This is a genomic window from Oceaniferula marina (assembly GCF_013391475.1).
Classification (GTDB): domain Bacteria; phylum Verrucomicrobiota; class Verrucomicrobiia; order Verrucomicrobiales; family Akkermansiaceae; genus Oceaniferula; species Oceaniferula marina.
The window spans coordinates 445,538-459,256 of record NZ_JACBAZ010000002.1 but is presented as its reverse complement, the minus strand read 5'-3'; the positions used below and the strand labels follow the sequence as shown (position 1 = coordinate 459,256).

7 protein-coding genes are annotated in these 13,719 nt (G+C 52.6%); 3 read left to right on the top strand and 4 right to left on the bottom strand.

The genetic code is table 11. The features are described 5' to 3' along the window. Positions 1-17: 17 nt before the first annotated feature. From HW115_RS06445 to HW115_RS06435, 3 genes are all read right to left on the bottom strand, one after another. Positions 18-3,164: a glycoside hydrolase family 2 protein gene (locus HW115_RS06445; protein WP_178931769.1), complete on the bottom strand. Its 3,147-nt coding sequence runs from the start codon at positions 3,162-3,164 to the stop codon at positions 18-20. A 68-nt stretch (positions 3,165-3,232) separates the two neighbouring features. Beyond that, complete coding sequence (locus HW115_RS06440; protein ID WP_178931768.1) at positions 3,233-5,407, bottom strand: sodium:solute symporter family protein; 2,175 nt, start codon at positions 5,405-5,407, stop codon at positions 3,233-3,235. Positions 5,408-5,528: 121 nt separating this feature from the next. Beyond that, positions 5,529-6,389, bottom strand: a complete 861-nt coding sequence (locus HW115_RS06435; RefSeq protein WP_178931767.1) for an AraC family transcriptional regulator — start codon at positions 6,387-6,389, stop codon at positions 5,529-5,531. A gap of 193 nt (positions 6,390-6,582) precedes the next feature. Between HW115_RS06435 and HW115_RS06430 the strand changes: the two genes are divergently transcribed. The 3 genes from HW115_RS06430 to HW115_RS06420 all read left to right on the top strand — a co-directional run bounded on the left by HW115_RS06430 (position 6,583) and on the right by HW115_RS06420 (position 12,536). Then, the gene (locus HW115_RS06430) at positions 6,583-7,338 is read left to right on the top strand and encodes a PEP-CTERM sorting domain-containing protein (protein ID WP_178931766.1); all 756 of its coding nucleotides are present in this window, start codon (positions 6,583-6,585) and stop codon (positions 7,336-7,338) included. 341 nt (positions 7,339-7,679) lie between these two features. Then, positions 7,680-8,411 carry a DNRLRE domain-containing protein gene (locus tag HW115_RS06425; protein WP_178931765.1) on the top strand — a complete coding sequence of 244 codons (732 nt, stop codon included), beginning with the start codon at positions 7,680-7,682 and terminating at the stop codon, positions 8,409-8,411. 102 nt (positions 8,412-8,513) lie between these two features. Beyond that, the gene (locus tag HW115_RS06420) at positions 8,514-12,536 is read left to right on the top strand and encodes a lamin tail domain-containing protein (protein WP_178931764.1); all 4,023 of its coding nucleotides are present in this window, start codon (positions 8,514-8,516) and stop codon (positions 12,534-12,536) included. 183 nt (positions 12,537-12,719) lie between these two features. On the opposite strand, the gene HW115_RS06415 is transcribed toward HW115_RS06420, so the two are convergent. Beyond that, a complete protein-coding gene (locus HW115_RS06415) occupies positions 12,720-13,607 on the bottom strand; it encodes a helix-turn-helix domain-containing protein (RefSeq protein WP_178931763.1) in 888 nt (295 codons plus the stop codon). Positions 13,608-13,719: the final 112 nt, after the last annotated feature.

Here is a 13,719-nt window from a genome sequence, read left to right as displayed (position 1 = left end):
ACTAATAATAAAACCTTCTATACAAGGCACCCTTGAGGATCGGGGCTCTTTTTCACCTGACGTATGGATAAAAGTGCGGCAGCGAATGTTCCTGCGGCACAATTGGTTTTCAGTCGATTGCCTAGGTCGATCTGATTCAAATAGATCGATCCTTCGCCATATTCGATTTCACCGGCAACCAACACCGATGTCCATTCTTCGACACCGCCATGCCCACTCGTTCCCGTAGCTGAAACCAACATGGGTTTGATCCCGGCATGAGGGCTGATCACGTTCCGGCAGAATGGCGTGATGTAGCCCTTGTCCTCATCATACCAGAATCGCATATCGTTTTCCGCAAGCCCTGCAACCACCGAATGCCCCGTGTCTCTGGAAACCGTGTGACGCTCCGCCATGCCGGCGGACATAATTTCGATATCTAGCCCTGCGATCTGGTGTTCTCCTGAGGGAAGCGACAATAGAACCAGCCGCTTCCCAGAATGCGCTTCCTTAAGCAACGACTCCTCATGAGCCTGATACACCTCAAGCGAATCGACCAAGATGGTTTCAGCTTCGCTGATAGATTTGGTAGACTGAACACCGAGAGCCTCAAGAATACGCTGTCCTTCAAGGTCCTCGCCACCGGAGAGATAATACAAATTCAATGTTTCCAAACTTGGCTTAGGCATGACCACCAATGGTTGAGAACACTGATGCACGGCCTTGCCATCCGGGTCAACCAAGGTCAACAGAACCCGAACTTCAGCACGCTCGCCGATCTCACTTGGCACCTCAAATTGCACATCACCCTCATAGTTTGCCTTGCAAGCTTGCAGGCATAGCGGCTGACCACCTGAGGCTAACAATTCACCATCAACATTGACGACTTGATAGTGCAGGCGATAGCCATCACCATTCAGTGCCGTATCATTGGCAACCCAAGCTTCCATAGAACATGCTTCTCCAGCATAGAACGAGAATCGATCCGTGCGCAGGCTGACGGCCAAAGGAGAAAAAGCTTCTCTGATACCAAAATACCCGCCTTTGGGTTTACGGTGATAGTCCATGATGGTCTTCATCCAATTCGACGGGAAGGCATCAATAAATAAGTGCACAGCACAAGTCACACAGAGGTTATCACGCCGGAACGACTCCCCGATATGGCGTAACGCCATTGCTTGGAAATCATGGCTTTTTGCCACCCACGCCGGAGCCCCACCTTTCGGTGTTTCATACCAGAGATGGTGAAACTTGTGTGTCTGATTATAAGGAATAGGGTCAGGCACCCAGTTGCCATCGCCATCAACAGCCTCCATCCATGCAGCGGGATAATGGGCATTCATGACTTCTTCGGAGTCCAGTCCCTCGACACCAAACTCTCCACATCCATGGGCCCAACCTTTTTTACTCACCTGCCAAAATCCACGATGCATCTTGCCAAAATCAATCCCATGATTGCCATACCACATATTGTAGCAATGGCGGTCGGCAATCCCCGGCGACGGTGGATCATAATCCCCGTCCACCGCTTTGATCACCCGGTCCGGATTGGCCTGGCGAACCACCTGATCCGCCATGTCATACCATGCTCGCATCTCCTCAAAATCAAGATTACGGTGGGGTTTGGAGTCCCCGTTCGGAAACGGCTCATTCATATAGCTGATGATCACACAAGAAGGATGGGAACGAAGCAATCGCTCCATCTCGCGGACCTGACGTAGAGCCTCGTCATATTGGTTTCTACGCAAATTTCCAAACATCGGAAAATCACTCTGAGACAAAATACCCAGTTGATCAAAATGCTCATAGATCTCCGGCTGCACAGGACGCTGCGTCATCCGGAAGAAGTTCATGTTACACAGTTTTGCGAGCAGAATATCGTCGATCAACTGATCCCAATCCTTTTTGATGACACATTGTTGAAGGTGCCCCATGGTGTTGGTTCCCCTGAGACGAATCTCCTCGTCATTAAAGAACATACGGCCTTTGGGCTCCTGTTCCTCATCTGAACAAAAAGTACGCATCCCAAAATGCTGGCTTGCACTGTCCACGGCAGTCTCTCCCTGCTGGTCTGTGAGTGTAAGGTGTAATTGATACAGCCACGGCTGCTCCAAGGTCCACCTACGAACGTCCGGCAAGGAAACTTCAATCTTGAAATAGTTCACCCCGGAACCACACATCATCGGCAACAGCTTGTGGTCGTTTGGCTTCACCATGTCTCCGAAGCCAGGCTGATTCCGAACCACCGGGGCATACGTTCCCTCGGCGATGTTCTCCTGCTTGAAGTTCTTGCCGTGAATGCTGTATTGCAGATCCAGATGCCTTGCTGTCGACTCTGTATTATAAACCTCAACCCACAGCTCCACGCTGCTCTGCTCGACGAGCGGCCGCACGTAAAGATCATGGATAAATACCGTCGGACGAAACTCCACCTTTACATCCTGATAGATCCCCATCCCCGGAGGGCAGTGGTGCCAGCCTCCGTTTGGATCGTCCCACCCCGGACCTGTCGCGCCGTAAATTTTATCACCTTCCCACTCGGGATTTCCCCATGATCGGTTCCCCATGTTAATCGCATCGTTGTCGACCCGAACAAGCAGCACATTCTCACCCGCACGCGCCCATTTACTGACATCCAACTCAAACGGTGCGAAAAATCCCTCATGGCTACCGACATAGGCACCATTCAGATAGACATGGGCTTCATAATCCACTCCCTTAAAACACAGAAAGGTGCTGCCAATGGCAAGATCCTCGGCATCCATCTCTACGGTTGTCCGGTAGAAGGTTGTGGCCTTACCCATTGGAGGACCATAATGGGGAATGGTCACTTTCTCCCACTCACCCTGACCATTGATCACCTGATCAACGAAGTCAGCCTTGTCAGCCTCACACTCTTCACGCCAGTCGAACGCGGAAAGATTCAGCGACTTTCTGTAGCGAGGCAACTCCGGCGCATGATTCTGCATAAAAGGAAGCATTTTGGCTCGGAGAAGCTTGAGCTCATGCTTGAGCTGGAATTCATCCTGAATAGTTTCATAAGCTGGGGCCGCACTTGGCGAAGGATGTGCAGGGATACCCACTCGATCTAACACAGGAGGTTGAGGCTCATACAAATCCTGAGTTACCCTCTGATTATCGCGGCTGGCGACATGAGCAAAAAAATCATTATTGTCCGTGGTCATTTATATCTTGGTTTTAAAATTATCGTAAAAGGGCTCAAGCGCGGCATCAAATCCGCCACTCCATGTGTCTATTGGCCGATACTCAGCATACCCCAGAGCAAGCCGATCACACCAACGATCGCAAGAACCGAGTAAGCGATCCCGATCCAGTCTTCCTTGTTCCAGCGGCGCATTTCCCAGTTACCTGAAGGGAACAAACGATCGTGATCAAAACGTGCCGGGTTTTCGGTTGTGAGAGCCATCCGCCTCGCGTCTTCCTCATGATCGCTGGATACGGGGGTGCGCAACTTGGCATAAAAGAGGTCGAGAACTCGCGAATCTTGAGGTTTGGTCAGCAACCCTATCAGAATAAGCACTCCGAATGGCACAAAAAACTTGAGGGACATCGCCAGAGTTTTATTCTGTGATGATGTATTCTTACTCAAATCAAAGCCTAACGAATGAATCGCCAGAAGCTCAATATTGAAAAACCCATCTCCTAACACTTCACCGTCCTCACCCTTGACCAACTCACCCCAAAAGATGGGACTCGCCGGAATGACATGGACATCTTCAAACGACTCCCCATTCTTTAAAGGTTCGAGACACACACCGGAGGCTTTCCCGAGACCATCCTGTTTATGCCACTCCTCGATTTGCGCTTGTCTTCTCTTCACATCACCTTCTGAAGCTGTGTATTGGCTGGTAATTTCGGCGGCGTCTGTCTGCAGATGAAATGCCTCGCAACTGCGAACTCCAGGCAACATTCCCAGTCCGGCAGGCAAGGCGAGAATCATCATAAAAGTAACCACCATCGAACCCCACGCAGCAGGTGCATTTGCGCGTCGCCATAAAAGCCCCATCCAGATGGCAGCAGCCACCACGGCATTAAAAACGGCCATGTAGAGGAACATTTCCATAATGCCGCCCGACACCATCGCAATCGCCACCCCACCCACGATGTAGAGGGCACATAAAATCCGACCCACAAACAAATAATGTGCATCCTCCTTGTTTGGCACAAACAGCCTGTAAACATTATTGGTCAGCAAGGAAGAAGTGGTCAGCATCAAGGCGTCTGCCGTGCTCATCAGCGCTGCCATCAGACAAGCAATCATCAAGCCGACCAAGCCAATCCCCAAGCCACCAAGCAAATCTCTGGTTGTATGCCCCCAAATAAAATCAGGGTCCTGAACCGTGGTTCCATACAGAATCACCGTCAACATCCCGATAAAAATCCAAATCACATTACAAAAACGCTTGATCACAATCCCGGTAAAAAATCCAACCCGCGCTGTGGTGTCATCCTTGGCTGATCCGCATGCCGTCATCTGGTTCGCCGGAGCAATGATGTTCAATCCCGCGACAATCGAAAACACCAGCAGGTAATACCAAGTCAGATCAGCCAAACGAGGTGAACCGAACAACTCCAGCATCGAATTCGGCAAGTGCGTGTGCATTGCCGTGAATGGTGAAACCCCGGTTTGAGCAACGATTTTTGTCCAGGCAAAGGGAATGAGAATAATCGTCAGTAGAAGAATAAAGATCCCCTGAATCATATCCGTGACAAATGCGGCTTCCAAACCGCCCGCCACAGCATACAGCAAAACAACGATCGCGACGCCGATCATCAGCCAGTTCGAATTAATATAGCTGAACTCACGCTGGGGTTTTTCCATCCGCAATTGATCAAGCAGTTCAAGCTCCGCTTGGTTCAATGCAGACGCCGGAGATTGTTCCAATTCCATCCACTTGACGGCCCGGTCGTGCTCGACACGCTCCACTTGGCTTAACTCCGTCGCGGGCTTCACCGCAATCGCCGAAATGGTCGCAGTCATAGCCTTAAAGCCCATTGCAGCGACCAACATAAAGAAAATGGCCTGCGTCACCGCGTAAAAGGCAGCCATTCCTTTGGATTGATAGCGGTCCACAAAAAAGTCCGCCATATTTAATAACCGCATCCTTCGGAGAATGAGTGGCGTAAACCATAAAAAGGGCAAACACAGCACCCCGGGCGCCATCACCAGCCAACCCCCTGCCGCTCCATTCTTACCCGTACCCGCTGTGGTCGTCACCACACTCTCGGCACTCGTACCCTGACCAAATGCAGCAAACGTTTGAATCCACTTACCAAAATTCCGCCCCCCCAGGAAATAGTCCTCTTGATTCTTTACTTTCTTAGCCGCGCGATAACCAATCCAGACGGTCACTGAAAAATAAACAATGATCGCAACAATATCCAATACGTGTAAACCCCAAAACATAACGTTTGATTCGGTAGCACCCTACCGTGCCCTTTCCCACATTGGAATGGCATATTGACATATATCCTTGCCTTATAGCGCTGTGGATAGAAATCCAACAGCATCCCCTGAATGATCCGAATCACTCAGTTGATTGTTGCCGGTACTCTGACGGGCTCAGATCATTCAATTTTCGGAAACGCTTCGCAAAATAATCAGCCGAAGAAAAACCACACTTCCCTGAGATAACGGACACGGGTAGCTCCGTATGAGTCAGCATACTGCATGCCATATTCATACGTTGATTCTCAATATACTCCATCACTCCGCACTTCATATTGTCACTAAAAATATGAGAAAACCGGGAAGCAGATAGACCGGTCACACCCGCAACATGTTTTATCTTGAGAGGCTCACGAATATTCTCGGCCATATATTGAAGAGCCAACGCAACCCGGTCATCCAAACGCTTCAAGTCCTTTCCTGGATGCACTTGGTAGATCAGCCTCAATATTTCTTCCAGTGCCAATAAAGCAAGTGACCTGCGTCGATCGTAATCGGATTCGAGATAAGCAACACATCGTCCGCACGCTTCTTGAATCTTATGATGCAAGACTCCATCAACATCCCATTTGAGAATACCCGGACCGACCTTTGATTTGGGCCATTTCAAAAAAGGCATCATGGTCACTTCCGGAAAAAAATGAGCCCAAAATGTCTTCCCTGTTTGGTAATCATGATGCAGCATATTATCTTGCGCCATATGCGGTGGATACAAAACCGCCTGACCTGGAGCTACGGTTATTTGATGCTCCGAATACGGGCAAATCACATACTCACTCTCCAAAATCACCATGAGATGCCAGTCAGGTGTTCCCTCAGGTCGCAAGGTGCGGCGACGATAAACAGAGGTCCCGCCCTCGCCCTCTTTGGGCCTGGCCTTGCCGTAATCAGCCTGGAGTCGTAACGCTGACTCATAGGGCGTGGGAGTGTACTGCATCATCTGATATTACCGCTAGAAACAAACCTACCCTTTGTCAAACAAAGACGCAATTCCACACAAATCAACGGACAGCTTTTTACGAAAATCATCCGTCAATCTGCCATATCTTGCTAAATCCGATTCCCCCAAAGCTGAGCCGCTGAAATCCACTTGCATACGCTGCAACGAGCATGTTCTTACGCATGGTAATGCCATGACGCTACACGTCATGACCGGCATCAAACCAAGCAAGATAACCATGAGAACCAAAAAATTAGTAAGCATCGCCGCGGCCTCCGTCATGGCGGCGCACTCGGCGAGTGCCGCCATCGTCTACCAGCTCGACCTTCAGAAAGACTCCCAGTCAACAACCCAAACCGGCTGGACCGCAAGCGTGGCTCCAAACGGAGGTTCCGCGGCAACTTCAATGCCCACTCCAGCTGGCGTCACCATCACTGCCGGAGGAAGTGGATACTTTCAAGGACGTGCAGGTGGCACATGGGGAGCCGTCAATGTGACAGATGCGGACTGGAACAACCTCGTCGGTGACACCGCCGCTGCACGAAACGGTAATGGCACAGTGATCATCACCTTTTCCGGCCTCGCCCTCAATACTGAGCACCAACTCACCGCATGGCACAACGTGTCAGCAACGGACAGCTCCTCTTTTTCCTCGGGTAGCTACACCATTACACCCAGCATCACCACCGGATCTCTGGTTGGCACCGCCACCAATGGACAGGCAAGCAATATCAAAAAAGGGTCCACTGCCACGGCTGCCGACTTTAACAATTCCATCATTAGTTTCACGCCGGATGGCTCCGGGAATGCCACGGTGCTCCTTACCAGTGCCAGCACCAGCCAATTTCTGACACTCAGTGGTGTCCAACTGGAATCGGTCCCCGAACCATCCGCTTCTGCACTGCTCGGCCTCGGCGGAGTGGCCCTCATCCTGCGCCGCAGGAAATAAACAAACGGCTCGTGCATCATGGCCACTGGCCATACACGAAAACAACCCATGCCCGCCTTGATGCTCCCAGCGCCAAGGCGGGTATTCCAATTCAAGAAGGAAAGGCACATCCATAGGTCGCCCTGAACAAGCGACACACAAACAAACACATGATCATCCACCCAAGATCCTGCATCTTGCCTTTTCACACTGAATACTTTCCTTCTAGATCTGTGAGATCAAAATGTAATTGAACACATTCCCGAGAGGTAACAACCTGAGTTTCAATACCTGACATCGAACCAGCCAACACTGGTTTCTGATGCTTCGGCATAAACAAACACAATCCAACAACAACTGAAATGAAACTATTACCTTATCTGCTTGGCTCCACGCTTTCTGTTCTAGGAGCTCAAGCCGCAACCACTGTCCTCACGACAACCGAAGATACCTATACCCAGCAAAATTCATCCAACACCAACTACTCAACAGAGAGCACCTTCAGCTTTGGCGCGCCTGGAAACAATCAAGCGCGTTCCATGCTGTTCCGGTTTGATGCCAGCACGATCGCGTCCATTCCCGCCGCTGACATTCTTTCCGTTACTCTGGAACTGACACTTCAGGACTCAACAGGCTCACGCAGAGGATTTGTGGGAGCCCTCGTTGACGGCAATGCCGATTGGACAAATTCCGGAGCAACATGGAATACCAGGAACGGCACAAACGCTTGGACAGGAGCCGCTGGAGCCCGATCCCGCCCCGGCGACAGCGAAACACTCAACTCATCATTTGCTTTGACTGCAAGCGACGCTCTCAACGACACCGTGATCAGCATTCCTTTGAGTGTATCGGGAACGAGCTATGCCGATTTTAGCCAGCTATTCGCCGAATGGAATGACGGTAGCAACAATGGCTTGGTCATTTATAATGCAGATGTAAGCCCCCTGCCATCAGGAGTGCAGAGCTTCTACAGCAGCGAAGCCACCAATGCTGCGTTCAGACCCCGCTTGGTGGTTGAAACAGTTCCCGAGCCGACATCCGCAGCACTGCTCGGCCTCGGTGGAATGGCCTTGATCCTTCGCCGTAGGAAGTAAACAAACGGCTTAGCCCACATGGCCAAAGGCCGTGCATAGAAAACGATTTAAAAAAATGCCCGCCTTGAGCTTTATTCGATCAGGGCGGGCATTTCCTCATCCATGAAGATGCTCCGCTGCTCTGCTGCCCTACTCTGCTCCCTGCTCAGCAGCCTGAACAGCAGCGCTGGCATCGTCATTAACGAAATTCACTACGACGCCGAACCCAAAACAGAATTTGTTGAGTTCATCGAGCTTAAGAACACAGGCGAGACTCCACTGGACCTGAGCGGATGGACCTTTGCCGATGGCGTCTCGCTGACCATCCCCACTGGCACCTTTCTGGCTCCCGGTTCCTTTCTGCTGCTGGCAGAAGACCCCGCCGCCCTGACAGCTCAATTCAGTCAAATCCCCCCAGAGACACAGGTCCTGGAATACAGCGGCTCATTGTCCAACGACGGCGAAAAACTGGAATTACTCGACGCCACCGGTGCCCTCATGGACAGCGTGGACTACCGTGTCGGTTTCCCATGGCCGGTTAGTCCGGGCGGTGAAGGAGACTCCATGCAATTAGTCCAGACCGGACTGGATAACGACCTCGGTGGTGCCTGGCGTGGTGCGCCTCCCACACCAAGCCAGGACAACTCCGTCGTAGTAGCGAATGCCCCTCCGTTGATTCGTCAGGTCACACACACACCGCATGCCCCAAACTCGCAAGAGCACACCACAGTCACAGCCAAAATCACGGACAGTGACGGGGTCAACCAGGTGCAGCTGCTGGTCCAGATCGTTACTCCTGGCGCCTATCTTCCAGCCTACCTCCCCCGGGACTATTCCACACTCACGGGAGCCCCCACCTCACCCCTACAAGACAACCCGGAGTTTGAAGCGGCTGCTAACTGGACGAGTCTTCCCATGGTCGATGACGGCAGCCAGGGGGATGCCATCGCAGGTGACAGCATCTACACCTGCCAGGTGCCGGCACAGGCACACCGAACCTTGGTCCGTTACCGGATCACCGCCGTGGACACGCTCGCGGGGCAAATCAGGGTGCCCTACGCAGATGATGGCTCCAGGAATTTTGCCTATTTCGTCTACGACGGCCTGCCAGCCTACACCGCCTCCTCGAACTCCGTCCACCCGGAGGGAGCCGGCCATACGTATTCCGCCGACATACTCAACACCCTGCCGGTTTACACCATGATCACCCGCGACGCCGACCGGCGCTACGCCTACGCCTACAGCTCGACCGGAGACGGAGGCCTGCAAATCCCGAAGAACAATGTCGCCGCCACCAAGGCATTCAACTGGGAATGCACTCTCGTTTATGACGGCGTCGTTTACGACCACGTCCTGTGGCGGCTGCGGCAGCGCAACGACCGCTACACCGGCAACGGCAAACGCTCGATGCGTTTCCGCTTCAACCGCGGCCACTACTTCCAGGCCCGGGATGAAAACGGGAACTTACTCAAGGAAAAATGGCGCAGCCTCAACACGGGAAAAATGGCCCGCTTCAGCGGCACCAACACCTACGGCATCCCGGAAACCATCAATTCCAAACTTTGGCGCATGGTTGGCGTGGAATGTCCCAGATTCTTCCCAGTCCACTTCCGCATGATCGATGACGCCGAAGAAGCCCCCGACCAGTACAACGGGGATTTTTTCGGTCTCGCCACCGTCATCCAGGATATCGACGGCCGCCTGCTCGACGAGAGAGATCTACCCAACGGAAATATCTATAAACTCAAGGACGGCGTCAGCAACCCGCTCGACCTGCAACGCAACCAAAGCCGTCAAGGCGTAACGGACGGCTCGGACTTCACTAACATCAGAAACAACCTGAACGCATCGCGAAGCGATTCCTGGCTCGAGTCACACGTCGATTGGGACCAGTGGATGCGCTACCACGCCGTGGTGGAAGCCGTCCGCCATTACGACTTCGGCACCACCGCCAGCCATCTGAAAAACCGCACCTGGTACTTCAAGCCGGACAGCGCAAGCATCCACGGCCTGCTCCGGCTAATCCCGCATGACCATGACGCCACCTGGATCAAAGGCTACCACGACCAGTATAACGCCACAGGCATCGCCATCGGCATCGGCTTTCCCTGGGCCTCGATCTTCAATGACACCACCCGCCCGCCAAGCAGCCAGGAAAAAGAAACCTTCACCATCGCCTACCGCAACTTCATCCGCGAGTTCCGCGATCTGCTCTGGCAAAAAGAAACCGTCAACCGCATGATCGACGAACATGCCAACGCCATCGAAGCATTCTGCCTGGCCGACCGCGACCGTTGGGATGGTGCTCCCGCCGAGGCGGGCAGCGAATCCATGGTGAACCTCAGTGACATCACCGACCCGATGAAGGACGTGGCCTTTGCAAGCGATACGGTTTACGGCTCTGAACTGGCAGGTGGGCGGGCCGCCTTTTTAGATCAAATCGCCAGTGACGAGCAGATCCCGGACACGCCAAGCATCAGCTACACAGGAGAAGCGGACTACCCCACCGACAGCCTCCAGTTCAACTGCTCCGCATTCTCTGACAGCCAGGGAGCCAACACCTTCGGCAAAATGCAATGGCGCGTCGCCGAGGTGGCCAATCTCGACACCAATGCCCAGGGATCCAGCAAGCTTATCACCAGCGGCGACACCTGGAAATACCACGACATCGGCGGCGACCCGGGCACCGGTTGGACAGAGAGCAGCTTCGATGACTCCACATGGGCCGAAGGTCAGACACAAATCGGCTACGGCGAATCCGACCAAAAAACCACAGTAAGCGGCCCGTCCCGAGCAGCCACATTTTTCCGCACAACACTCAACATCACCGACGCAGAATCCCTCTCCCACATCGATGCCGCCATCATCCGCGACGATGGCGCCGTGGTCTATGTCAACGGCGCCGAAGTCTGGCGCAACCAGATGCCCGACGGACCCATCAACCATCTCACCCTCGCCTCGGCCGCGGCATCAGGAAGCGATGAATCCGTAGCCCATCCATTCAGCATTCCCCCCAGTGCCTTTGTAGAAGGTCTCAACACCATCGCTGTCTCCATCCACCAACATGACCCCGGCAGTGGCGACATGAGCTTCGACTTCGAACTCACCGCACACTGGCAACCATCGTTCCTGCCTGCCACCTTCGAATGGAACCATCCATGGGAATCCGGTGAAATAACCACCTTTCAAAACTCCCTCAGCCTGCCTGCCGTGGCCACCCGCCCGGGACATACCTATCGCGCCCGCGTGCGCCATGCCGATCAGTCAGGTCGCTGGAGCCACTGGTCCGCCCCCATTGAATTTACCACCACTGCATCCAATCTGAGTCGATTCAAAGAAAGTCTCGTCATCAGCGAGATCATGTACCACCCACCACCACCTACCTCCTCGGAACGGGCAGCAGGATTCATCGATGCCGACGATTTCGAATTTGTTGAAATCCGCAACGTCAGCGATCAAAGCATCAACCTAACAGAACTGCGTTTCACCAAAGGGGTTGATTTTGACTTTGCTGGCAGCGGCATCACCTCGCTCGCCCCCGGTGAGTATGTGCTGCTTGTCGAAGACGCGGGCGCCTTTAGCTATCGGTATGGCAACAACTCCCGAGTTGCGGGCCAATGGAGCGGCAAACTCGATAACGGCGGGGAACGACTCAAACTCTCCTTTGGTGCCGGAGAGGCAATTCACGATTTCACCTATGATGATGTTTCTCCCTGGCCGACACCGCCGGATGGTGAAGGTGCGAGCCTTGTGCTCATTGACCCGATCGGGCTACCCGATCATAGCGACGCCTTCAACTGGCGATCCAGCACAGCCATAGCCGGAACTCCGGGGTACACCGACGGCTCAACCTATGATAACCAGTATCACGGCAGTTTACTCACTTATGCCGTCCGCGCACAAAAAAACCATATTCTTCCCAACGGAAACACCGCATTGGTTTTGGAACGGAACTATGCGGCGGAAGACCTTGTTGGAAGCATCGAACAGTCCAGCAATCTCATCGATTGGGAAGCTGTGGATGATCGCTTTTCTCCGATCCAGATCACCCCTACATCGGATGGATACGCCGAAATGATTTTTGAATCCGACTCTCCCTTGCACGGTGAACGTATGTTCCTCCGCTACCACGTCCAACTGCGATAGAATCGGGCTCCCCTTCTTCTATCAGAAATCCACGTCCACTTGCTCACCTGCATATTTTCAGGCGGAAGAAAATAGGACCATCCGATACGGGCACGGCAGTGAGCAACCATTGTCAAGCCCCCCCTAACTGATGCCCTCACCCAAACAAATGCAGAAGCCAACAAACCGCATCTATGACAAAGTTCAAAGATTAGACTGATGCCGGTGTTCCGAAGGACTCATTTCATGGAACTTACGAAACCGTTTTGAAAAATAATAGACGGATGAAAAACCGCATGTTTCTGCGATAAGAGAAACCGGAAGGGTAGTATCGGCCAGCATACGCCTCGCTATGGACAAACGCTGCCCTTCCACGTACTCCATGATCGAACACTTCATGTTTTGCCGAAACAAAAGGGAAAACCTCGAAACAGACAAACCCGCTTTTGCCGCGAGCATTTGTGCACTAAGAGGTGATCCAATACCGTCGGAAATATGCTGCAGCGACTGAACCACCCTGTCATCCATTTGCTTGATTTTTTTGTCCGGATGCGACTGGTAAATCAGCCCCAGAACTTCCTCTAACCTTAGCAAGGCCAAAGAACGTTTTCTGTCGTAATTTGAATCCATGTATTGCGCACAATGCCTGCAAGCCTCATGAATCTGCTCATTGAGAAACGAGGCAGAATCCCAACGCATCACCCGCGCATCTTGCTTCGGTGGTTTCGGCCAATCCAAGTAGGGGAGCATCGAGGCCTCTGGAAAAAAGTGAGCCCAAAACATTTTACCTTCGTCACAACTTTCATGTAAAATGTGATCCTGTGTGCGATGAGGAGGAAAAAGCACCGCGCTACCAGGATGAAGATCGATGGCATGCTCACTTTCGGGAGAAACAACATAGTGACCTTTTAAGATAATCAAGAGACACCAGTCAGGAGTTCCTTGAGGACGCAGGGTCCGCCGGCGACGAGGAGAACCTCCCGATGCACCCTCGACAGGAACCGTATGGCCGAATCCAACTCGCAAACGCAAAGCCGGTTCATAGGGTGTCACCATGTCGTTCATAAGCGATGATGTTGATAATTCCTCCAAGGTCATCTGTCAATCGCCCTTATCCGACGATTGGTCATTTTGAATCTAGCCTTCAAAACAAGAAAACAAGACAAGAATAGATACACCTAAAGGTGTTCGCGCCCCCAAATGC